Origin of the sequence: Shinella daejeonensis, from assembly GCF_024281235.1 — a bacterium.
In the GTDB taxonomy this organism is placed as follows: Bacteria; Pseudomonadota; Alphaproteobacteria; order Rhizobiales; family Rhizobiaceae; genus Shinella; species Shinella daejeonensis.
Genome location: NZ_JAHWXY010000014.1, coordinates 1 through 24,204 on the forward strand (window position 1 = coordinate 1; position 24,204 = coordinate 24,204).

Annotated in this window: 17 protein-coding genes; 8 read left to right on the plus strand and 9 right to left on the minus strand. The window is 64.5% G+C overall.

The genetic code is table 11. The features are described from left to right. Positions 1-322 precede the first annotated feature (322 nt). Complete coding sequence (locus tag KYK29_RS20440; RefSeq protein WP_254692753.1) at positions 323-2,284, plus strand: M23 family metallopeptidase; 1,962 nt, start codon at positions 323-325, stop codon at positions 2,282-2,284. Between the two features lie 193 nt (positions 2,285-2,477). Here the strand turns inward: KYK29_RS20440 and clpB are convergent, their stop codons facing one another. From clpB to KYK29_RS20475, 7 genes are all read right to left on the minus strand, one after another. After that, positions 2,478-5,084, minus strand: a complete 2,607-nt coding sequence (gene clpB, locus KYK29_RS20445) for an ATP-dependent chaperone ClpB (protein ID WP_254692754.1) — start codon at positions 5,082-5,084, stop codon at positions 2,478-2,480. Between the two features lie 267 nt (positions 5,085-5,351). Further along, positions 5,352-6,056 carry a DUF4167 domain-containing protein gene (locus tag KYK29_RS20450; protein ID WP_254692755.1) on the minus strand — a complete coding sequence of 235 codons (705 nt, stop codon included), beginning with the start codon at positions 6,054-6,056 and terminating at the stop codon, positions 5,352-5,354. A 304-nt stretch (positions 6,057-6,360) separates the two neighbouring features. Further along, positions 6,361-7,254: a peptide chain release factor N(5)-glutamine methyltransferase gene (gene prmC, locus KYK29_RS20455; RefSeq protein ID WP_254692756.1), complete on the minus strand. Its 894-nt coding sequence runs from the start codon at positions 7,252-7,254 to the stop codon at positions 6,361-6,363. After that, complete coding sequence (prfA, locus tag KYK29_RS20460) at positions 7,251-8,336, minus strand: peptide chain release factor 1 (RefSeq protein WP_254692757.1); 1,086 nt, start codon at positions 8,334-8,336, stop codon at positions 7,251-7,253. Before prfA ends, prmC begins: the two co-directional genes overlap by 4 nt. A 22-nt stretch (positions 8,337-8,358) precedes the next feature. Beyond that, entirely contained in the window at positions 8,359-10,626 is a 2,268-nt protein-coding gene (gene ptsP / locus KYK29_RS20465) for a phosphoenolpyruvate--protein phosphotransferase (protein ID WP_254692758.1), read from the minus strand. Positions 10,627-10,700: 74 nt separating this feature from the next. Continuing rightward, complete coding sequence (locus KYK29_RS20470; RefSeq protein WP_254692759.1) at positions 10,701-11,975, minus strand: aspartate kinase; 1,275 nt, start codon at positions 11,973-11,975, stop codon at positions 10,701-10,703. Positions 11,976-12,099: 124 nt separating this feature from the next. After that, a complete protein-coding gene (locus tag KYK29_RS20475; RefSeq protein ID WP_254692760.1) occupies positions 12,100-12,873 on the minus strand; it encodes a DeoR/GlpR family DNA-binding transcription regulator in 774 nt (257 codons plus the stop codon). 134 nt (positions 12,874-13,007) lie between these two features. Here KYK29_RS20475 and KYK29_RS20480 point away from each other — a divergent pair, with 134 nt between their 5' ends. Continuing rightward, positions 13,008-13,778, plus strand: coding sequence for an SDR family NAD(P)-dependent oxidoreductase (locus KYK29_RS20480; protein WP_254692761.1), 771 nt, complete (start codon positions 13,008-13,010; stop codon positions 13,776-13,778). Between the two features lie 3 nt (positions 13,779-13,781). Here KYK29_RS20480 and acuI read toward each other — a convergent pair whose 3' ends face one another. Next, entirely contained in the window at positions 13,782-14,777 is a 996-nt protein-coding gene (acuI, locus tag KYK29_RS20485; protein ID WP_254692762.1) for an acrylyl-CoA reductase (NADPH), read from the minus strand. A gap of 99 nt (positions 14,778-14,876) precedes the next feature. Between acuI and KYK29_RS20490 the strand changes: the two genes are divergently transcribed. The 6 genes from KYK29_RS20490 (at position 14,877) to KYK29_RS20515 (ending at position 22,047) form a co-directional block, all read left to right on the plus strand. After that, complete coding sequence (locus KYK29_RS20490; protein ID WP_254692763.1) at positions 14,877-15,770, plus strand: LysR family transcriptional regulator; 894 nt, start codon at positions 14,877-14,879, stop codon at positions 15,768-15,770. Positions 15,771-15,957: 187 nt separating this feature from the next. Continuing rightward, positions 15,958-16,437, plus strand: a complete 480-nt coding sequence (locus KYK29_RS20495) for a formate dehydrogenase subunit gamma (protein ID WP_254692764.1) — start codon at positions 15,958-15,960, stop codon at positions 16,435-16,437. Next, complete coding sequence (locus KYK29_RS20500) at positions 16,434-17,990, plus strand: formate dehydrogenase beta subunit (RefSeq protein WP_254692765.1); 1,557 nt, start codon at positions 16,434-16,436, stop codon at positions 17,988-17,990. Before KYK29_RS20495 ends, KYK29_RS20500 begins: the two co-directional genes overlap by 4 nt. A 60-nt stretch (positions 17,991-18,050) precedes the next feature. Further along, a complete protein-coding gene (gene fdhF, locus KYK29_RS20505; RefSeq protein WP_254692766.1) occupies positions 18,051-20,930 on the plus strand; it encodes a formate dehydrogenase subunit alpha in 2,880 nt (959 codons plus the stop codon). An 8-nt stretch (positions 20,931-20,938) separates the two neighbouring features. After that, entirely contained in the window at positions 20,939-21,781 is an 843-nt protein-coding gene (gene fdhD / locus KYK29_RS20510) for a formate dehydrogenase accessory sulfurtransferase FdhD (protein WP_254692767.1), read from the plus strand. Then, positions 21,781-22,047, plus strand: coding sequence for a formate dehydrogenase subunit delta (locus KYK29_RS20515; protein ID WP_254692768.1), 267 nt, complete (start codon positions 21,781-21,783; stop codon positions 22,045-22,047). Before fdhD ends, KYK29_RS20515 begins: the two co-directional genes overlap by 1 nt. Positions 22,048-22,072: 25 nt before the next feature. Here the strand turns inward: KYK29_RS20515 and KYK29_RS20520 are convergent, their stop codons facing one another. Further along, entirely contained in the window at positions 22,073-23,836 is a 1,764-nt protein-coding gene (locus KYK29_RS20520) for a methyl-accepting chemotaxis protein (protein ID WP_254692769.1), read from the minus strand. Positions 23,837-24,204: the final 368 nt, after the last annotated feature.

The following is a 24,204-nucleotide window of genomic DNA, read 5'->3' on the forward strand; positions in this document are numbered from 1 at the left end:
GACAAGTTCGTCGGCCGCCAGAAGCGCCCAACGCCCTCGTCGATGAGCGGCGTTATAAGCCCACCAACCATAAACAGTCAACAGGAGATATGACATTTTTTTGAAAAAATTCCAAGTCTTGTCTTTCCCCCCGGGCCGGCTCCCGGGAATCCGGGCGTTATCCGAAATCGGCGGCAGGCCTCCTGTCCTGCCTTCAGATACACACAATCCCCGCGTCTACACTGGACCGAAGGCGCGGGCGCGGTGATTTGACTTCCGCCCCCTCGTGCGTGCATGGTCCCGCCCCTGACGGCATTCTCTGACGAGGCAAAGCAACAACGGCATGACGACCGACCGGAACATGATCCGATCTCTCGGCAACGAGCCGCCGATTCTCGCCGACGGGCGAAAGGCGCCCGACCGCCGCGAGATTTCGCTTCGCTGGCTCTCCGGGACGTTCCTCACCGGCATTACCTCATCCCTGCTGATGGGCGTGGCGCTTTTTGCCGCGCTCGACGGCCGCCAGCAGCTTGCCATCCCCGCCGAAGCCTACGCCGCGCTCGACCCGACCGGGCAGGCCGCGAGAAACCCGGCGGTCGCCGCCAAGCGCGGCGAGCGCATACTGGAGCCCGCGCTCGTCACCAAGCCGTCCGACAAGAAGGTCATGGAAATTTCGACCCTGATCCATGACGGCGAGAAGGAAGTGGTTCGTCGCCAGCCTTTCGCCCACGTCAAGATGGCGCTTGCCGTCAACCATACGCCGACAGAGGACTATCCCCGCTTCGATCCGCTCGCCATTTTCTCTCCGAGCGGGCGGGACACCACATCGGCCTCCCGCATGGGCACGATCTATGGCTCCGACGTCGAATCGGAGGTGGCGCTTCAGACCGGCGATTTTCCGAGCGGCGGTTCGGCGCTCGATTACGGCGATCTGATGTCGATCGAGGAAGTGGAGGAGAACGTCCGCACCAACGGTTCGGTTCTGACCGACGGCAACGTCCAGGTCGCCTCCCTCGCCTATGTCGACCCGCGCCGCTTCGCCTCCGACAGTTCCGACATCGACCTCTTCGCCGGCCTGACGGCGCGCGTGGTCGAAGAGAACATGAGCGTGTCGACCTATGACACGATCACCCCGGACGATACGGAATACGCCGACGACGTGCTTCCCGCGCGCCAGGATACCGATATCGACACGCTGATGATCGGGGCCGGTTATACCAAGGCGCAGGCCGAAGACCTCGCCGCCTATCTCGAAGGACAGCTCGGGAGCCGGGAGCTTGCCGAAGGCGATGTGCTGCGTATCTGCATCGCGCAGCAGGGCAAGGAGGCCGATATCGTCCGCGCCAGCGTCTATTCGCGCGGCCGGCATGTGACGACCGCCGCCCTCGACGACAAGGGCCGCTTTGTCACCGGGGCCGAGCCACCCTATCTGGATGCGGTGGCGACCGCATTCGACGACGATGGAAAGCCGGCGATCATCACCGGCCGCGACCTGCCGCGCGTCTATGACGGCATCTACCGCGCCGCCCTGTCCTATGGCATGGGCAAGGAGATGACGGCGGAGATGATCCGCATCCTGGCCAGCAATGTCGATTTCCAGGCGCAGCTGCGTTCCACGGACACGCTCGAGGCCCTCTATTCCGTCTCCGACGAAAACGGCCAGGCCACCGAGGATTCGGAGCTTTTGTTCCTCACCGCGAAATTCGGTGATACGCAGACCGGCGTTTATCGCTTCCAGAACCCCGAGGACAATTCGGTCGACTATTATGACGAGAACGGCAAGAGCATCCGCCAGTTCCTGCTGCGCAATCCCGTTCCGAACGGCGTCTTCCGCTCCGGCTTCGGCATGCGGCGCCATCCGATCCTCGGTTTCTCGCGCATGCACACGGGCGTCGACTGGGCCGCTCCGCGCGGCACGCCGATCATCGCCGCCGGCAACGGCGTGGTGGAAAAGGCAGGATGGGATTCGGGCGGTTACGGCAACCAGACCCTGATCCGCCACGCCAACGGCTACGTGTCCTCCTACAATCACCAGAGCGCCATCGCCAAGGGCATCAAGCCCGGAGTCAAGGTGCAGCAGGGGCAGGTGATCGGCTTTGTCGGCACGACCGGCCTTTCGACCGGACCGCACCTGCATTACGAACTCATCGTCAACGGCAACAAGGTGGATGCGCTGAAGATCCGTCTGCCCGGCGGCAAGTCGCTGGAAGGCAAGGCCCTTGCCCAGTTCGAAGTCGAGCGAAAACGCATCGACGATCTGCTGGGCCGCAGCGACAGTTCGACGGAAGTCGCCGAAACCCGCTAACACCGGAGCCGTGGACCTGCCGCATCTTCCCGTCCCGTGAAGAGCCTCGCTCGGCCGGCCGCTGCGCAAGCCGGCCCTGACGCGCAAGGCCGCCGGGAGCCAAGCAAAAAGCGCGGGCCGTAACCCGCGCTTTTGCCTTTTTCCGATCGGTGGCCGCGAACCCGTCTTCGGCCCCGGCTTCTCGACCCCGGCGTCAGGCCGCCTTGCTCATCCCGCCTGGGCGCGGCGAAAACAGCAGCCGGTCGGAGCCGGCCGTCACCTTGACGGTCGAATCGTCCACGATGTCTCCGGCGAGAATCCGCTCGGCCAGCGGATCCTGAAGATGCTTCTGGATCGCCCGCTTCAGTGGCCGTGCGCCATAGACGGGATCATACCCCTTCTCGGCCAGCCAGTGCACCGCTTCCTCATCCAGCTCCAGTGTGATCTTGCGATCGGCCAGAAGCCCGCGCAGCCGCTCGAGCTGGATATCGACGATCGCGCCCATTTCCGAGCGTTTGAGGCGATGGAACAGGATGATCTCGTCGATCCGGTTCAGGAATTCCGGCCGGAAGGATGCCTTGACGACATCCATGACCTGATCGCGAACCGCCTCGCTGTCTTCATCCTCGCCGAGCGCCGTCAGATATTCAGCACCCAGGTTCGAGGTCATGATGATCATCGTATTGCGGAAATCCACGGTGCGGCCCTGACCGTCGGTCAGGCGGCCGTCATCGAGGACTTGCAGGAGCACGTTGAAGACATCCGGATGCGCCTTTTCGATCTCGTCGAACAGCACGACCTGATAGGGCCGGCGACGGACCGATTCGGTGAGTGCCCCGCCCTCCTCGTAGCCGACATAGCCGGGAGGCGCGCCGATCAGCCGGGCCACGGAATGCTTCTCCATGTATTCCGACATGTCCATGCGCTGGATCGCCGTCTCGTCATCGAAGAGGAAGCGGGCGAGCGCCTTGGTCAGCTCCGTCTTGCCGACGCCGGTCGGCCCGAGGAAGATGAACGAGCCGATCGGCCGGTTCGGATCCTGAAGGCCGGCGCGCGCGCGGCGAACGGCCCGGGAGACCGCCTGGACGGCGTCGCCCTGACCGACCACCCACCGGGCCAGGTCATCTTCCATCCGAAGCAGCTTGTCCCGTTCGCCTTCGAGCATCTTGTCCACGGGAATGCCCGTCCAGCGGGAGACCACATGGGCGATATTGTCAGGGGTGACGACCTCCTGCACCATCGGATCGATATCGCCGGCATCGCGGCCTTCGGCCGCCTCAAGCTCCTTCTCGAGGTTCGGAATGATACCATAGGCTAGCTCGCCGGCGCGCTGGAACTCACCTTTTCGCTGCGCGATGGCCAGTTCGTTGCGCAACTCGTCAAGCTGGCGCTTCAGGTCGGCGGCGCGGCCGAGCTTGGATTTTTCCGCCTGCCAGCGCGCGGTGAGGGCTGCCGCTTCTTCTTCCAAGGCCGCCAGATCGATTTCAAGTCTTTCCAGCCGGTCCTGCGAGGACCGGTCGGTCTCCTTCTTCAGGGCCTCGCGCTCGATCTTGAGCTGGATGATGCGGCGGTCAAGCTCATCAAGCTCTTCCGGCTTGGAATCGACCTGCATGCGCAGGCGCGCGGCGGCCTCGTCCATCAGGTCGATGGCCTTGTCCGGCAGGAAACGGTCGGTGATATAGCGATTGGAAAGCGTCGCTGCGGCAACGATGGCCGAATCGGAGATCCGCACCTTGTGGTGCTGCTCGTATTTCTCCTTGAGGCCCCGCAGGATCGAGATCGTGTCCTCGACGGTCGGCTCCTCCACCATGACAGGCTGGAACCGCCGGGCGAGCGCCGCATCCTTCTCGACATGCTTGCGATACTCGTCGAGCGTGGTCGCGCCGACGCAGTGCAGCTCGCCGCGGGCAAGCGCGGGCTTCAGGAGGTTGGAGGCGTCCATCGCCCCGTCCGCCTTGCCGGCGCCGACCAGCGTATGCATCTCGTCGATGAACAGGATGATCTCGCCGTCTTCCGCCTGCACTTCGCTCAAGACCGCCTTCAGCCGCTCCTCGAATTCGCCGCGATATTTCGCGCCGGCGATCAGCGCGCCCATGTCGAGCGCCATCAGCTTCTTGTCCTTCAGGCTTTCCGGCACGTCGCCATTGACGATACGCAACGCAAGCCCCTCGGCGATCGCCGTCTTGCCGACGCCGGGCTCGCCGATCAGCACTGGATTGTTCTTGGTGCGGCGCGACAGGACCTGGATCGTGCGGCGGATTTCGTCGTCCCGGCCGATGACCGGGTCGAGCCGGCCTTCGCGTGCGTCGGCCGTCAGGTCACGGGCGAATTTCTTCAGCGAATCGAAACCCTGTTCCGCGCTCGCCGTATCGGCGGTGCGACCCTTGCGGATGTCGTTGATGACCTCGTTGAGCTTGGCGGGCGTCACGCCGGCCTTGGCGAGAATCTCCGACGTCGCCGCGGATTTTTCGATCGCCAGCGCCAGAAGCAGGCGCTCGACCGTGACAAAGCTGTCGCCGGCCTTCTTCGCGGCCTCCTCGGCGGTGGAGAAAACTTTCGCGACCTGCTGAGAGAGATAGACCTGTCCGTTGCCGCCGGAAACTTTCGGCTGCCTGGAAAGGGCAGCGTCATTGGCCATCCGCGCTTCGCGCGCGTTGCCGCCGGCCCGCTCGATCAGCGACGCGGCCATGCCCTGCTCGTCATCGAGCAGAACTTTCAGGATGTGCTCGGGTGTGAACTGCGGATTACCGTCCGCCAGCGCTTTCGTCTGGGCCGATTGCAGGAAACCGCGAACGCGCTCGGAATATTTTTCAATGTTCATTGTCTGCCTCCAGGACTCGCCCGGCCCTTCACAAGGCGCCGGCCGACGTTTCAGGACAGGGCTCCCATGCCGGCAAGCCCTTTCATTGCTGCGACGACCCTGTTTGCACATGGCCGATCGCCTGAAGCGAATATGGGGAGAACAGTGTGGAATTAAAGAGAGGCCAGACGCCGCAAGCGACAATTTTACCAGCTGAAATCCCATCGGCAGAGACGCGAAAACCCGGCGCGGGGCCGGGTTCCTGCCTGATGGATGATTTTTCTTCCCTTACTCCGAGGTGACAACCTCAAGGGACGAGGCTTCTCCGCCTGTCGCGGGACGCTCTTCCTCGCCTGCGGCCTGGGCCTCACTGCTGCGCCTCGTGCGGCGCGGGCGCGTCACGCTGCGGCGGCGCGGCGTCTGGCTGCGGGGGGCTGCGGCGTCCTCCTCCTCGAGAGAGACTTCGACCGGCGTGCCCTCGATAACCGGCTGCGGGCCGGTGCCCTCGATGACCGGTTGCGGGCCAGTGCCCCCGATATCCGCCGTCTCCGGGGTGCTTTCCGGAGCCGGCTTGACAGGCTTTGCGGGCTTTGTGACGGCGGCGGCCGCGCTTTCCTCTACGGCAGGCGTCAGATCGCCCTCTTCCTGATCACGGTCGAAACCGTCGCGGTCGGAAAAGTCGTTGCGATCCTCGCGGGCGACACGATCCTGCATCTGCGCCTGCGCGGCGGCAATGATCCGATTGTAGTGCTCCGCATGCTGGAGATAGTTCTCCGCAATGACGCGGTCGCCGGAACTCTGGGCGTCACGGGCAAGTGCGGTGTATTTCTCGGCAATATGCTGCGCTGTGCCTCTGATCTTCACATCCGGACCCGAACTGTCGTAGGTCCGCGTCAGGGGATTACCGCCCTTACGGTGATTGTTGTTGCCGTTATTGTTATTGTTATTATTGCTACGCCCGCGACCGCGCTTGTTTTGCTGTCCTGGCCTCATATGTCACTCACCTAATGTATCGAGTATCGATGATCATGTGTCTGCATGCCCGATCGGCCGAGCCGGATCAGGCAACCTTAGCCGCGGCCAAACCGCATCGGTGGCCCTGTCGCCGTAAGACGCCAAATTAACAGGTACCCGCACAGGGCAGTCTTCAATCCAGCAACTCTTCGAAGAGAGCAACCCTCGCGATCGGGTCATGCAGGAACGAATCCTCTGCGTCATGACCGCTTGCCCAGTGCGTGGCCGCAACCTATCCCGCTTCCCGCCTGATTCCAAGCCTTTTCTTTGCAGAAGCGGAATTTTACTGCGCAGTCGCAGCATTCCGATCCATAGCCTTGCGTTCGAAGATCAGGGCGCGATCGTTTCCGCCGAGATCCCGCACCGCCTCGATCAGGCGGAAGCCCTCCGCCGCCATAAGGTCGGCTACCGTGTCCTTCTGGTCGTAACCAATCTCCAGTCCGACCCGCCCCTCCGGCGAAAGATGGGAAACGGCGCCGGCCGCAATGGCGCGATAGGCGTCCAGCCCGTCGCGACCACCGTCCAGCGCCAGAACGGGATCGTACAGCCGAACCTCCGCGTCCAGCGTCTCCACGACGGAGCGGACGATATACGGCGGATTTGACACTATGATATCGAATCGTCCGCTCACGGCGGAAAACCAGTCGCTCTCCACCGTTTCGAAACGGTCGGCGACGCCGTTCAGATCGGCATTGCGCCGCGCCGTTTCAAGGGCTCCGGGTGAAAGATCGACACCCACCCCGGTAGCACCCGGCACGAGATCGAGAAGCGCCAGACAAATCGCGCCCGTTCCCGTTCCCAGATCGAGGATGCGGCAGCCGCCGCTTTCCGCCATCATGCGCCGGGCCGGCGCGACCAGCGCCTCGACAAGGATTTCCGTATCCGGCCGCGGCTCCAGCGTTTCCGGGGACAATTCCAGTTCGAGATCCAGAAAAGCGCGTCGTCCGAGAATCCGATGCACCGGCTCCCGAGCGGCGCGGCGTTCCAAAGCCCGGTCGATCGCCGTCATCTCGCCGGCGTCGAGCATCCGCGCGCCCTCGCTGATCAGTTCGGCCGGCGTCAGATGCAGGGAAGCGGCGACCAGCATGCGCGCATCTCCCGCCGCTTCGGCGATACCGGCCTCCTGCAACCGACGGCGCGCCGCGGCAACAACCCCGGCGAGCGTCGATCCGCTCATGGCCTGCCCTGCTCGCCGAGCTGGGCGAGCTGCCCCGCCTGATAATCCGTCACCAGTGCGTCGACCACCTCGTCGATCTCGCCTTCCATCATCCGGTCGAGTTTGTAGAGCGTCAGGTTGATGCGATGATCGGTGACGCGTCCCTGCGGGAAATTGTAGGTACGAATCCGCTCCGAACGGTCACCGGAGCCGACCTGGCTCTTGCGATCGGCGGAGCGTTCGCTTTCGGCGCGCTGGCGCTCCATGTCATAGAGCCGCGAACGCAGCACCTGCATGGCCCTGGCGCGGTTCTGATGCTGTGATTTTTCCGAACTGGTCACGACGAGGCCGGTCGGCAGATGGGTAATGCGCACCGCCGAATCGGTGGTGTTGACGTGCTGCCCGCCCGCGCCCGAAGAACGCATCGTATCGATACGAACATCCTCCGGACGGATTTCGATATCGATGTCTTCGGCTTCCGGCAGCACGGCGACCGTCGCCGCCGACGTATGGATGCGGCCGCCCGCCTCGGTCTCCGGCACACGCTGCACGCGGTGGACGCCCGATTCGAACTTCAGCTTGGCGAAAACGCCCCGCCCGGTGATCGTCGCGATGATTTCCTTGTAACCGCCCGCTTCGCCCTCGTTTGCCGAAAGAAGCTCCACCTTCCAGCCATGGGAGGCGGCGTAGCGCTCATACATGCGGAAGAGATCGCCGGCAAAAAGCGCCGCCTCCGAGCCGCCAGTGCCCGCCCGGATTTCGAGAATCGCGCTTTTCTCATCCGCCGCGTCTTTCGGCAGCAGCAGGATCTGCATTTCCTGCTCGATCGTTTCCAGCCGATCACCGAGTTCCGGCAGCTCCATTTCCGCCAGGTCCCGCATCTCGCGATCCGTCGTCTTGTCGGCCAGCAGGGTTTCAAGCCCCTTGAGATCGTCGGCCACCTTCTGGTAATCGCGAATCTTCGTCACCACCGGCTGCAACTCGGCATATTCCGATGCAAGGCGCACATAGGTATCGGAGTCCGGGCCGGCGGACATGCGCGCCTCGATCTCGCCGAAGCGGCGTTCGAGTTCACGCATCTTTTCGATTGGAAGCTTCGCCACCTTGGCACTCCGGATGGATATCTTACAGCGGAACGCCGTTTTCGGCGGCGAAATCCGCAAGGAACTGCCGGATCGACACCGACGGGCGCGCGTCATCGAGCTGGGGCGCCAGCGCCGCCTCGAGCTTGCCCGCATCCAGCGCAAGCAGCATCGATTTCACGGGACCGATAGCGGTCGGCGACATGGACACCGAGCGGAAACCGAGGCCGATCAGCGCCATCGCCGAGATCGGCTTGCTCGCCATTTCCCCGCACAGGGTCACGGATGTCTCGTTGCGCGCGCCGGCGCGCACGATATCGCGCAGGATACGCAGGAAAGGGCGTCCGAGCGTGTCAAAGCGGTCGGATACGCGCGCATTGCCCCGGTCGACCGCCATGCAGAACTGGAACAGGTCGTTCGATCCCACCGAGACGAAGTCCACTTCCGCCATCAGTTCGTCAAGCTGCCACATCAGCGCCGGCACTTCCAGCATCGCGCCGAATTGCAGCTTCTTCGGCAATTGCTCGCCGAGTTTCGACTGGCGCTGGATTTCCTTTTGCAGGAGGCCGCGCACCTCGCGGATTTCCGCGACCTCGGTGACCATCGGCAGCATCAGCCTGAGGTCGGCGCCCGCCGTCGCGCGCAGCATGGCGCGAAGCTGCGTGCGCAGCAGCCCCGGCCGGTCGAGCGACAGGCGGATCGCCCGCCAGCCGAGCGCCGGATTTTCCTCCGTGGCCGCGCGGAAATAGGGCACCACCTTGTCGCCGCCGATATCCAGCGTGCGGAAGGTCACCGGACGCCCCGCCGCCTGTTTCAGGACATTGCGGTAAAAGGCTTCCTGCTCGTCCGCCTTCGGCATCGTCGAGGCGATCATGAACTGGAGTTCGGTGCGGAAGAGCCCGATGCCGGCAGCGCCCGATTCGTTGAGATGCGGCAGGTCGACGAGGAGACCGGCATTCATCTGGAGATTGATCGCCTTGCCGTCCCTGGTAATCGGCTCGACCGCCCGCAGCGCCCGGTATTGCGCCTGCCGGCGCGCCCGGAAGCGCACCTTTTCCTCATAGGAACGCTGAAGGTCCGGCACCGGCCGGAGATGGACCCGTGCCGCATCGCCGTCGATGATGATCGGATCGTCGTTTTCCGCAAGCGCCACCGCGCCGGCCGCCTGCCCGACCACGGGAATGCCCATGGCCCGTGCGACGATCACCACATGGCTCGTTACCGCGCCGTCCTCAAGCACCAGCCCGCGCACATTCTCGCGCGGATAATCCAGCAGTTCGGCCGCCCCCATGGCGCGCGCCACCACAATGGCGTCATTGGGAAAATTGCTGGCCGACAGTTTCGCGCCATAGCCGGTCAGCTGCCGCAGCAGGCGATTGGCGAGATCGTCGAAATCATGCATCCGCTCCCGAAGATAAGGATCGGTCAGGCGGATCATCCGCGCCTTCATTTCGCTTTGCACCCGCTCGACCGCCGCCTCCGCGGTCAGGCCGTTGCGGATCGCCTCCTCCAGCTTGCGCACCCAGCCGCGGTCATGCGCGAACATGCGATAGGTTTCCAGCACCTCGCGATGCTCGCCCTCCATCGAAACCTCGCGGCGCGACAGCATGTCGTCGATGGAGATGCGCAGCGATCCGAGCGCCTCGGCCAGCCGGCCAAGCTCATGCTCCGAATCCTCGTTGAGCAGATTGGTGACGACGATCCGCGGCTCGTGCAGCACGACGTAGCCAAGGCCGATGCCCTCGCCGAAGCTTGCGCCATCGATGCTGACGGGGCGGGAGAGGTCGAGTTCCAGGCCGGGGCGCGTGAGCTTCTTCAGCTCGCCGGTCGCCACCATTTCGGCGATGACCATCGCCGTCGTCTCCAGCGCCTCCACCTCCTCTTCGCGATAGGTGCGGCTTGCCTTGTTCTGCACCACGAGAACACCGAGCGCCCGGCCCGTCCGCAGGATCGGCACGCCGAGGAAGGAATGATAGACCTCCTCGCCCGTCTCCGGCAGATAGGTGAAGGCGGGGTGGGATTGCGCATCGGAAAGGTTGAGCGGCCGGGCGGAAGCGGCGATCGTGCCGACCAGCCCCTGGCCCATCTTGAGCTGCGCAAGATGCACGGCGTCGGGATTGAGGCCCTCGGTGGCGTAGAGTTCGAGCACGCCGTCGGAGCGCAGCACATAGACCGAGCACACTTCCGCAACCATGTTCTGCGCGATCTGGCGCACGATCTGGTCAAGGCGCTCCTGGGGCTCAAGCGGCTCCGCCATCAGTTCGCGCAGCCGCTTGAGAAGAACGCGCGGACCTGCCGAGAGGTCTCTCATCGCGTGGCGTCTCCTAACAGGACTTTCATCACCGGCTCGATGCACCGGTGGACGGCAATAAACCTGCCGATTCCTTACGTTTTATCGAGACCGTAGACGGAATGCAAAGTCCGCACGGCAAGTTCGGCATAGGCGCCGTCGATCAGGATGGAAATCTTGATTTCCGAGGTGGTGATCGCCTTGATGTTGATCCCCTTATCGGCAAGCGCCCGGAAGGCTGAGGCGGCAACGCCCGCATGGCTGCGCATGCCGATGCCGATGACCGAGACCTTCACGAGGCCCGACTCGTGCTGGATGACATCGAAGCCGACCTGGTCCTTGACGCCTTCGAGAACCTTGATGGCCTTGTCGGCATCGCCCGAGGGCACAGTGAAGGTCATGTCGGTCTTCGAACCGTCCTCGGAAATATTCTGCACGATCATGTCGACGTTGATGCGCTCCTCGGCGAGCGGGCCGAAGATCGCGGCCGATACACCGGGCCGGTCCGCGACGCGGCGGAGCGAGATCTGCGCTTCATCCTTGGCATAGGCGATGCCGGTTACGACTTCCTGTTCCACGATCTCTTCCTCATCACAAATCAACGTGCCGGGCGGGTTCACCGGATCGCCCATTCCCGGCGCATCGGGGTCCTCGAACGACGAGCGAACGAACATGCGTACCTTGTGCACCATCGCCAGTTCGACGGAGCGGACCTGAAGGACCTTCGCGCCAAGCGATGCCAGTTCCAGCATTTCCTCGAATGCGATCTGCCGGAGGCGGCGCGCCTTCGGCTCGATGCGCGGATCGGTCGTATAGACGCCGTCGACATCCGTATAGATATCGCAGCGATCCGCCTGCACGGCGGCGGCGATCGCCACGGCCGACGTATCCGACCCGCCGCGTCCGAGCGTCGCGATGCGATTGTCCGGGCCGATGCCCTGGAAGCCGGCGACGACCGCGACCTGACCCTCGCCCATGCGACGAACGATATCGTCGCCGGGAATATCCAGAATGCGGGCCGCCCCGTGGGCATTGTCGGTCCGGATAGGGATCTGCCAGCCCTGCCAGGAGCGGGCGTTCACCCCCATCGATTGCAGCGCGATGGCGAGCAGCCCGGACGTCACCTGCTCGCCGGAGGCGACCACGGAGTCATATTCGCGCGCGTCGTAGAAGGGCGAGCCCGCACCGGTCACCTTCGGCATGCCCTGCACCCAGCCGACCAGTTCGTTGGTCTTGCCGGACATGGCCGAAACGACCACCGCGACCTCGTTGCCGGCGTCGACCTCACGTTTCACATGGCGGGCGACAGTGTGGATACGGTCGAGGTCGGCGACGGAGGTCCCGCCGAATTTCATCACGATGCGTGCCATATTGTGTCCGATAGTCCATGTGGTCGCGCGAGCGCGCGGAAGTTTTCCGGCGTCTATTAGCGGAAGAGGCCGCCGCGTGCAATGGCGCGAAATCCGGCGGAATGCCGCATTCGCGCCTCCGTCCTCACGCCCCCCGGGAAGCCGTCTCCACGAGACGCACATCGCTTTCAAGACAGATCGAGCGGATGTTGTCGAGCGGGCAGCGGTCGGTGATGAAGGTATGGACCTGCGAGAGATGGCCAATCCGCACGGGTGCGGTCCGTTCGAACTTGGTCGAATCGGAAACCAGGATGACATGGCGCGCATTGGCGACGATCGCCTGGGCCACCTTCACCTCGCGATAGTCGAAGTCGAGCAGCGACCCGTCCTCGTCGATGGCCGATGCCCCGATGACCGCGTAATCCACCTTGAACTGGCGGATGAAATCGACGGCCGCCTCACCGACGATGCCGCCGTCGGAGCCGCGCACGACACCGCCGGCGATCACCACCTCGATGGAAGGAAAGACGCGCAGCCGGTTTGCGACATTGATGTTGTTGGTGATGACCATCAGGCCGCGATGATCGAGCAGCGCCTCGCCGACCGCCTCGGTGGTGGTGCCGATATTGATGAAGAGGGAGGAATTGTCGGAGATCATGCCGGCGGCGGCGCGGCCGATCGCCTGCTTCTCCGCCGCCGCGATGGAGCGGCGGGCCTCGTAGCGGACATTCTCGTTGCCGCCCGGAAAGAGCGCGCCGCCGTGGATGCGCGTCAGCACCTTTCCGTCGCACAGATCGTTCAGATCCTTGCGGATCGTCTGCGGCGTTACGGAAAAGCGCGCGGCAAGCTCTTCCACCAGCACGCGCCCCTTCGTTTTCGCCAGATCCACGATCTCCGTCTGGCGCTCCGTCAGAAACATCCGCTTTTCTCCCGCTTCGTTTCGCCGCCATAATATGCAAATGCGAAAACACATCAATTCGTCCCTGCCGGTCTTGGAGTGGCGCGGCGATTTTGGGATAGTGGGGAAAATGAACCCCAGCGGGAGAAAGACGCATGTTCCATCCGGCATTGTTCAAGGGCGCGAATGTCGTGGTGACCGGCGCCGGGCGCGGCATCGGCCTGGAGGTGGCGCGGCAGTTTCTGGACTGCGGCGCGCATGTGCTGCTGCACGGCGGCCGCACCGCCGCGACGGAACTGCCGGAATTCCTCGAAATCGCGGTGGCCGAGGCCCGCGCCCATATCGTCCATGCGGATTTCCTGCAACAGGACGGCATCGCGACGGTGGCGCGCCGGGCGGAAGACCTGTTCGACCAGGTCGATGTGCTGGTCAACAATGCCGGAACGATGGTCGGCCGCTTCCCGGCCGGCGAGATCACCGATGCGGAATATGAAACGGTCGTCCGCCTCAACCAGACCTCGGTCATGGAAATGACGCGGGCGCTGCTGCCGCATCTGCGGCGCGCGCCGCAGGCGGCGATCGTCAACACCGTCTCGATCTCGGCCCTGACCGGCGGCAGCCCCGGCTCGTCCATCTATTCGGCGACCAAAGCCTTCGTGGCGACCTATTCCAAGGCTCTGGCCCGCGAACTGGCGCCCGACGCCATCCGCGTGAACTGCGTTTCGCCGGGCACCATCGAAACCGACTTCCACCAGCGCTATTCCTCGCCGGAAAAGCTGGAGGCGACGCGCAAGGCGATCCCGCTGCAGCGGCTCGGCACGGCGGAGGACTGCGCCCCCGCCTATCTCTTCCTCGCCGCCGGGAGCCTGTCCGGATATATCACCGGACAGGTGCTGGAGGTAAACGGCGGCCAGCTCATCTGCTGACCGTCAGGCCCGCACGTCAATCACCGCCCGGCCCTTGACCTGGCCGGCAAGAATACGGTTCGCCAGCTCCGGCAGGTCGGAAAGCCGGTGTTCCTCCACCATTGCCTCCAGCTTTTCCATGGGAAGATCGGCGACAATACGGTTCCATGCGTCGACCCGCTGGTCATAGGACCGCATGACCGAATCGATGCCGATCAGGCTCACGCCGCGCAAAAGAAAGGGAATGACGGTGAAGGACGGCACGGCGGCGCCTGCGGCAAGGCCGACGGCGGCGACCGCCCCGTCGTATTTCATCTGTTTCAGCACCCGCGCCAGCATCTCGCCGCCGACCGCGTCTATGGCCCCGGCCCAACGCTCCGATTCCAGCGGCCGGCCCGAGGCTTCCGACAGTTCCGAACGCGCGACGATGGTGGTCGCGCCGAGGTCGCGCAGATAATCCGCCGCTTCCGGACGTCCGGTGACGGCGGCAACCGCATAACCGAGCCGGGCGAGCAGCGCCACGGCGACCGAACCGACGCCGCCGGCCGCCCCCGTCACCAGAACCTCGCCCTTCGGCGGCGAAAGTCCCGCCTTCTCCAGCGCCATCACGGCGAGCATCGACGTCAGCCCCGCCGTGCCGATGGCCATCGCCTGCCGGGTCGACAGCGCGCCGGGAAGCGGCGTCAGCCAGTCCGCCTTGACGCGGGCGCGGGTCGCATAGCCGCCCCACCAGATCTCGCCGACCCGCCAGCCCGTCAGCACCACCCGGTCGCCCGGCCGGTAGCGCGGATCCTGCGAGGCCTCGACCGTGCCGGCGAAATCGACGCCGGGCACATGCGGATAGGTCCGCACCAGCCCGCCCTTGCCGTTGATGCAGAGGCCGTCCTTGTAGTTGAGGGTGGAATATTCGACCGCCACCGTGACGTCTCCTTCCGGCAGGCGCGAATCGTCCAGCTCCCGGACCGCGGCCGAAACGGTTCCATCGTCATCCTTTTCGACAAGCAGGGCGGTGAACGTCATGGTTTCCTCCTCGTGTTCCCGGCTTTTTTCCTTCATATAGGGCCACGGCCACGGCTGTGGCCACCGTTCTTTTGCCCAGAGGCCCGGGAGGCCCGTTCCGTGATCGACAAGCTCGAATATTTCATCGCACTCGCCCGGGAGAAGCATTTCGCCCGGGCGGCAGAAGAACTTGGAATTTCGCAGCCGACGCTTTCGGCGGCGATCCGTCAGCTTGAAGAGCAGCTCGGCGTCATCCTCGTCAACCGCGGCTCGCGCTTCCAGGGCCTGACGCCGGAAGGCCAGCGGGTGCTGGAATGGGCCCGCCGCATCGTCGGCGACACCCGCACGATGCGCGAGGAGATGCGCGCGGCGCGCAAGGGTCTGTCCGGCCACATCCGGCTTGCCGCCATTCCCACGACCCTCGCCATGGTCCCCCGCATCACCGCACCCTTTCAGGAACAGCATCCCGACGTCACCTTCTCGGTACAGTCGACCACTTCGCTCCAGATCCTCAGCCTGCTCGAAAATCTGGAGATCGACGCAGGCCTGACCTACCTTGAAAACGAACCGCTCGGCCGGGTAACGAGCGTGCCGCTTCATACGGAGCGATACCACCTTGTCACCGCCATCGGCAGCCCGCTGTCGGATCGCGAAAGCGTGTCCTGGAAGGACGTGAGCAATCTTCGGCTTTGCCTATTGACCGCCGACATGCAGAACCGCCGCATTATCAACCATCACTTCACGGAAGCCGGCGTCACAGTCAGGCCGCAACTCGAATCCAACTCGATGATCGTGCTGTTTTCTCATATCCTGACCGGCCGCCTGTCCAGCATCATGCCGAAAAGCGTCACGAAATCCTTCGGCTTTCATGGGGAAATCGCCGTGGTTCCGATCACCGAGCCGGCGGCCCACCATACCGTCGGCCTCGTGGCGACCCACAGGGAACCCTTCACGCCGCTGGTTTCCGCTTTGCTGCATCAGGCGCGGATCCTGGCTGAAACGGACCTTTCTTGATAGAAATTTCCTATCAAGTAACGAAACAGCTTTATTGACCTGCGGCACAGCCGCTGGGAAGTTGGAGGGACGCAAGCGAAGATGGCGGTGTTCCGGGCTTCGCACAGCAGCGACTTGAAGTTTTCGGCGCACCGGAATCCGTCTCCCTCTTGCGGTACTGGGTCGTGTCCGTTCGGGAGGCCTGATCATGAATGTCCATGCGACCGGCGGCGATGTCGGGAAACGAAGCCTGTCGATCATCGACGCGTTGCGGGAGCTGGAAGGCCCGCTCCTGCCCATCCTGCACGAGATCCAGGCCGAATTCGGCCATATCCCGCAGGAAAGCCTGCCTGTGATCGCCCGCGAACTCAATCTTTCGCGCGCCGAAGTGCATGGCGTCGTCACCTTCTACCATGATTTCCGCCAGCAGCCGGCCGGCCGGCATGTGCTGAAGCTCTGTCGGGCGGAAGCCTGCCAGTCGATGGGCGGCGATGCGGTGGCCGAACGGGTGAAGGCGATGCTCGGCATCGATTTTCATGAAACGACCGGCGATGGCGCGGTGACGCTCGAACCCGTCTACTGTCTCGGGCTCTGTTCCTGCGCGCCGTCCGCCATGCTGGACGGCGCGGTGCACGGCCGGCTCGACCCGGCCCGGGCGCAGGCCCTCGTCGAGGAGGCGCGCCGATGACCGTCCGCATCTATGTTCCCCGCGACGCCGCCGCGCTCGCCCTTGGCGCCGAAGCCGTGGCGGAGACGCTGCACCGGGAAATCGCCGGGCGCGGTCTCGACGTGAAGATCGTGCGCAACGGCTCTCGCGGCCTGCACTGGCTGGAGCCGCTGGTGGAGGTGGAGACGCCGGCCGGCCGCGTCGCCTACGGTCCCGTCAGCGCCGCCGACGTTGCGGCCCTGCTCGATGCGGGCCTTGCGGAAGGCAGGCCGCATGCGCTTTGCCACGGGCTCACCGAAGAAATCCCCTTTCTCAAGGGCCAGACCCGGCTCACCTTCGCCCGCTGCGGCGTCACCGATCCCCTTTCGCTCGAAGACTATCGCGCCCATCGCGGACTGACCGGTCTTGAAAAGGCGCTCGCCATGGACCCGGCCGACGTGGTGCGGGAAGTGACCGACAGCGGCCTGCGCGGCCGTGGCGGCGCGGGTTTCCCGACCGGCATCAAGTGGAAAACCGTCCTCGATGCCGCCGGTCCGCAGAAATATATCGTCTGCAATGCCGACGAGGGCGACAGCGGCACCTTCGCCGACCGCATGATCATGGAAGGCGACCCCTTCGTGCTGGTCGAGGGCATGACGATCGCCGGTCTGGCGACGGGTGCGACGAAAGGCTATATCTACACCCGATCAGAATATCCCCATGCCGTGAAAACGATGCGGAACGCCATCGTGGCGGCCCGGGCGGCGGGCCTGCTCGGCCCTTCCATCCTCGGCTCCGGCCGCGCCTTCGACATGGAAGTCCGCGTCGGCGCCGGCGCCTATGTCTGCGGCGAGGAAACCTCGCTGCTCAACAGCCTGGAGGGCAAGCGCGGCGTCGTGCGCGCCAAGCCGCCGCTGCCGGCGCTGCAAGGTTTCCTCGGTCGCCCAACGGTCGTCAACAACGTCATCTCGCTTGCCTCCGTGCCGATCATCATGGACCGGGGTGCTGCCTATTACCGCGATTTCGGCATGGGCCGCTCGCGCGGAACGATCCCGATCCAGATCGCCGGCAACGTGCGCCATGCCGGCCTCTACGAAACGGCCTTCGGACTGACGCTCGGCCAGATCGTCGATACGATCGGCGGCGGCACCGCCTCCGGCCGGCCGGTCAAGGCGGTCCAGGTCGGCGGCCCGCTCGGCGCCTATTTCCCGCGCGCGCTCTTCGACACGCCCTTCGACTATGAAGCCTTCGCCGCGAAGGACGGGCTTATCGGCCACGCCGGCATCACCGTCTTCGACGACACCGCCGATATGCTCAAGCAGGCGCGTTTCGCCATGGAATTCTGCGCCATCGAAAGCTGCGGCAAGTGCACACCCTGCCGCATCGGCTCGACGCGCGGCGTCGAGACCGTCGACCAGATCGCCCGCGGGATCGAACCGGAGAAGAACCGCGATCTCCTGACCGATCTCTGCAACACCATGAAGTTCGGCTCGCTCTGCGCGCTTGGCGGCTTCACGCCTTATCCGGTGATGAGCGCCATGACCCATTTCCCCGAAGACTTCCGGCCCACGCCGATGGTGGAGGCTGCGGAATGAACGGCACGCTTCCCGCCATACGACCGAATTCTTCCCTTTCTCGCGCACCGGAGGCTTCTCATGCCCCTCATTCGTGAAATCGACTACGGCACGCCGGAATCCCGCTCCGAGGCGATGGTCACGCTGACCGTCGACGGCCGCGAGGTCACCGTGCCGGAAGGCACCTCGATCATGCGCGCCTCGATGGAGGCCGGCATAGAGGTGCCGAAGCTCTGCGCCACCGACATGATGGACGCCTTCGGCTCCTGCCGCCTCTGTCTCGTGGAGATCGACGGGCGCAACGGCACGCCGGCCTCCTGCACGACCCCCGTCGCGCCGGGGCTGGTGGTGCGCACCCAGACCGAACGCCTCAAGCAGATCCGCCGCGGCGTGATGGAACTCTACATTTCGGATCACCCACTCGACTGCCTGACCTGCGCCGCCAATGGCGACTGCGAATTGCAGGACATGGCCGGCGCGGTCGGCCTGCGCGACGTGCGCTACGGCTATGAGGGCGAAAACCACATCCGCGCCCGCAACAACGGCGAGGCCAATCCGCACTGGACGCCCAAGGACGAATCGAATCCCTATTTCGCCTATGATCCCTCGAAATGTATCGTCTGCTCGCGCTGCGTGCGCGCCTGCGAGGAAGTGCAGGGCACCTTCGCGCTGACCATCGAGGGCCGGGGCTTCGAAAGCCGCGTCTCCGCCGGCATGCATGAATTGTTCATCGATTCGGAATGCGTCTCCTGCGGCGCCTGCGTGCAGGCCTGCCCGACCGCGACGCTCATCGAGAAATCGGTCATCGACATCGGCCAGCCGGAGCATTCCGTCGTCACCACCTGCGCCTATTGCGGCGTCGGCTGCTCCTTCAAGGCGGAAATGCGCGGCGAGGAACTGGTGCGCATGGTGCCGTGGAAGGACGGCAAGGCCAACCGCGGTCACTCCTGCGTCAAGGGCCGCTTCGCCTATGGCTACAGCACCCATCGCGACCGTATCCTCAATCCGATGATCCGCGAGAAGATCACCGACCCCTGGCGTGAAGTCACCTGGGAGGAGGCCTATGCCCATGCGGCCTCCGAATTCCGCCGCATCCAGTATCAATACGGCCGCGATTCGATCGGCGGCATCACCTCCTCGCGCTGCACCAACGAGGAGACCTATCTGGTGCAGAAGCTGGTGCGCGCCGGCTTCGGCAACAACAACGTCGATACCTGCGCCCGCGTCTGCCATTCGCCGACCGGCTATGGCCTCGGCCAGGCCTTCGGAACCTCCGCCGGCACGCAGGACTTCGATTCCGTCGAGGAAACCGACGTGGTGATCATCATCGGCGCCAATCCGACGGACGCTCATCCCGTTTTCGGCTCCCGTCTCAAGAAGCGGCTGCGGCAGGGCGCGAAACTGATCGTCATCGACCCGCGACGCATCGAACTCGTCTCGTCGCCCCACATCAAGGCGGCGCATCACCTGCCGTTGCGGCCCGGCACCAATGTCGCCGTCATCACCGCGCTTGCCCATGTCATCGTGACGGAAGGTCTCAGCGACGAGCGCTTCATCCGCGAGCGCTGCGACTGGGCGGAATTCGAGGACTGGGCCGCCTTCGTTTCCGATCCTCGCTACAGCCCCGAGGCAACGGAAGCGCTGACCGGCGTCCCGGCGGAAGCCGTGCGCGAAGCCGCCCGCCTCTTCGCCACCGGCGGCAATGGCTCGATCTACTACGGCCTCGGCGTCACGGAGCACAGCCAGGGCTCCACCGCCGTCATGGCCATCGCCAACCTTGCGATGGTGACGGGCAATATCGGCCGTCCCGGCGTCGGGGTGAACCCCTTGCGCGGCCAGAACAACGTGCAGGGCTCCTGCGACATGGGCTCCTTCCCCCACGAGTTGCCGGGCTATCGCCATATCTCCGACGACGCCACCCGCGACGTTTTCGAAAAGATGTGGGGCGTCACGCTCAACCCCGAACCGGGCCTGCGTATCAACAACATGCTGGACGCCGCCGTGGAGGGCTCCTTCATGGGTCTCTACATCCAGGGCGAGGACATCCTGCAATCCGACCCGGATACGAAGCACGTCTCGGCGGGCCTCGCGGCGATGGAATGCGTCGTCGTGCAGGACCTCTTCCTCAATGAGACCGCCCGCTACGCGCATGTCTTCCTGCCGGGCTCCACCTTCCTCGAAAAGGACGGCACCTTCACCAACGCCGAACGCCGCATCAACCGCGTGCGCCGCGTGATGACGCCGAGAAACGGCTTTGCCGACTGGCAGGTGACGCAGGATCTCGCCCGGGCCATGGGTATCGACTGGAACTACAGCCATCCTTCCGAGATCATGGACGAAATCGCGGCCACGACCCCGAGCTTCGCCAATGTCTCCTACGACTATCTGGAGGAGATGGGTTCGGTGCAATGGCCCTGCAACGATACACACCCGCAGGGCTCGCCGATCATGCATGTGGACGGCTTCGTCCGCGGCAAGGGCAAGTTCATCCGCACGGAATATATCGCGACGGACGAGAAGACCGGCCCGCGTTTCCCGCTGCTGCTGACCACCGGCCGCATCCTCAGCCAGTACAATGTCGGGGCGCAGACACGCCGCACCGACAATGTCGCCTGGCATGCGGAGGACCGGCTGGAGATTCACCCGCACGACGCGGAAAACCGCGGCATCCGCGACGGCGACTGGGTGCGGCTGGCCAGCCGTTCCGGCGAAACCACCCTTCGCGCGCTTGTCACCGACCGCGTCGCGACAGGGGTCGTCTACACCACCTTCCACCACCCGGACACCCAGGCGAACGTCATCACCACCGACTTTTCCGACTGGGCCACCAACTGCCCCGAGTTCAAGGTGACCGCCGTGCAGGTCGCACCCTCCAACGGGCCGTCCGACTGGCAGCTCGAATATGAGGACCTGTCACGCAAGACGCGGCGGATTGCCGGCAAGCTGGAGGCCGCGGAATAGAACAGATCATGCCGGATCCCGCCCTCTGCGTCGAAGTGCCGGACGTCACCCGCCGCGGGGGGCGGCTGTCCGCCGGAAAGCGTCTCGTGCCGGAGGAAACGCCCGTCGCCTTTTCCTATGCCGGTTCGACCCACGCGGTGATGATGGCGACACCGGCCGATCTGGAGGACTTCGCGACAGGCTTCAGCCTGACCGAAGGCATCATCGGCGATCCCTCGCAGATCGAGACGATCGGGATCGTCACGGAAGAAAAGGGCATCGACGTGCAGATCCGGCTCGTCGAGCCGCAGAACGATGCGCTCGTCGCCCGGCGTCGCCACATGGCCGGCCCTGTCGGTTGCGGCCTGTGCGGCATCGAATCGATCGAACAGGCGGTGCGTCCGACGCCGTCCGTCCGCGCCTCATCGCTGACGCTGAGCGAGGAGGAGGTGATCGAGGCCGTTCGCCTGCTCGATGGCCAGCAGCCGCTGCATCATGCGACACGGGCCGTCCACGGCGCCGGCTTCTACGTCCCCGGTCGCGGCCTTGTGGCCGTGCGCGAGGATGTGGGCCGCCACAACGCCCTCGACAAGCTTGCTGGCGCGGCATGCCGGGCGGGCCACGAGGGCGCGGCCGGAGCAGTGGTCGTGACCAGCCGGGTGTCGGTCGAAATGGTGCAGAAGACCGCCGTCATCGGCAGCCCTTTCATCATCGCCATTTCAGCGCCGACGGCGCTGGCGATCCGCACCGCCGAGACAGCGGGCATGACGCTGATCGCCCTGGTCAGGGGTGACGAATTCGAAATCTTCACCGGCGCGGAACGCGTGAGCACGAAAGCCCGCCGGACGGAAAACATTCAGGAGCAGGTCTGATGTCCGAGGAAAACAAGCTCGTCCGGATGGCGAACCAGATCGCCGCCTTCTTCCACACCCAGCCGGCTCTCGACGGCCCGCAGGAAGTCGCAGACCACATCAACAAGTTCTGGGAGCCGCGCATGCGCCGCGCCCTGTTCGCCCTCGTCGAAAACGAGGGCGGCGAGGGGCTCGACGGGCTCGTTCGCCAGGCCGTGCCGCTCATTCGCCGGCCGCCGGCGGAAGCAGCACGCGGCCCGACGACCCCGCCGCCGGCGGCAGGCTGAGCCGCGCCGGCAGGCCGGCGGCGCGTCAGAACTCCTCCCAGCCCGTCGCAGCAGCCGCCGCCGCACCGCCGCCTGAACCCCGCATCGTGCGGGCGACCGCATGAAGCCTGGCGACCGATCCGGCCGCCGGACGCGGGGCGCCCGCATCTCCGGAAAGGCGGAAGCCGCGGATCAGCCCGTGCAGCGCATCCGCTTCGCGCGCCATGGCGTGGCTCGCCGCGGTGCTTTCCTCGACCATCGCCGCATTCTGCTGCGTGGCCTGATCCATCGCATTGACCGCCTGGTTGATCTCGCCGAGCCCGCTGGACTGCTCGCGGGAAGCCTCGACGATCGCCACCACATTGACATGAACGTCCTGCACCTGCGCGAGGATAGCCTCCAGCGCCCGCCCGGTTTCACCGACCAGCGCGACACCGTTGCGCACCTGCTCGCCCGAGGTGGTGATGAGACCCTTGATATCCTTCGCGGCGCTTGCCGAACGCTGGGCGAGTTCACGCACTTCCTGCGCCACGACGGCGAAGCCCTTGCCGGCCTCGCCGGCCCGCGCCGCCTCGACGCCCGCGTTGAGCGCCAGAAGGTTGGTCTGGAAGGCGATATCGTCGATGACGCCGATGATGTTGGATATTTCCCGCGACGAGCCCTCGATCTGGCCCATGGCCTCGATGGCCTGCTTGACCACCTCGCCCGACTTTTCCGCCCCGTCCCGGGTCCGGGCGACGAGCGTGCCCGCCTCATCGGCGCGGCGGCTGGAATCGGCGACCGTCGTGGTGATCTGGTCCAATGCGGCGGCGGTCTCCTCTACGGAAGCCGCCTGCTGCTCGGTGCGCTTGGCGAGGTCGTCAGCCGCCGAGCGGATTTCCTGCGCGCCGGAGGCAATGGCGTTGGCGTTTGTTTCAACCGTCCGCATCGCCGCGTGCAATCCGGCGACCGCCTCGTTGAAGTCCTTTCGCACCGCTTCCATCGACGGCACGAAAGCCGTGGAAAGATGCTGCGTCAGATCTCCTTCCGACAAGGCCTTCAGCGCACCGCCGAGAAGGTTGATCGCCGACATGCGCTCGGTGACATCCGTCGCAAACTTGACGATCTTGTAAACCTGGCCATTGAGGTCGCGCATCGGGTTATAGGCGGCCTGAATCCAGACTTCCCTCCCGTCCTTGCCGTAACGGACGAACTCGTTGGAAACAAACCGGCCTTCCGCGAGGCTCTTCCAGAAGTCCTCATAGGCCGGCGTGCGGGCATAGGTCGGGTCGCAGAAAATACGGTGATGCTTGCCACGGATTTCCGAAAGCTCGTAGCCCAGCACCGCGCAGAAATTCTCGTTGGCGTCCAGCACTTCGCCGGCTGGCGTGAATTCGATGATCGCCTGCGAGCGGGAAATGGCGGCGAGCTTGCTTGCGTCCTCCGCCGCCTGCACCCGTCTTTCGGTGATATCGGTCGCGAATTTCACCACCTTGTAAGGCTTTCCGCCGCGCAGCACCGGATTGTAGCTCGCCTGGATCCAGATCTCCGCGCCGCCCTTGCAAAGCCGCTTGTAGACGTTGGAATCGTATTCCCCGCGCGAAAGCCCCGCCCAGAACGCCTTGTATTCGTCGCTCGCCACATAGGCGGCATCGCAGAACATGCGATGATGCTGACCGACGATCTCGCGCAGTTCATAGCCGAGGGTCCGGCAGAAGTTTTCGTTTGCGGTCAGAATTTTTCCGGAGAGATCGAACTCGATGATGGCCTGCGATCGCGAAAGCGCCGCGATCACATGGCTGGCGTCTCCAAAGCGCGCGAATGACAACATGACCTGTCCTCCTGGCGAAACCGCATGGGCCGGAAAGCCCGCCCGGGCGGCATTCATCCTGTTGTTGATACTGCCGGAGTCGCTCTTGCCGATGCAGACCCCGTACGTCCTGTGACGGTCGATCAATCTTCGCGGAAGGCGTCATGCCGAAAGCGATAGAAATGCGCATCTGCAATCAAGGATAGATATTTCTTTGTTAAAAGATCATGAAGCAGGGAGGGCCAATTCATCTAGTTCCGCGCGTGAATACCGGATTTACAGGGTATTCGACACTCGAAGATATAAACTTTCAAACCAGTAAAACACTTTATAGTTGCATACGCTGGCAAAAAATGCCGCCACGCATGAACCGCGCGGCGGCCGATTGC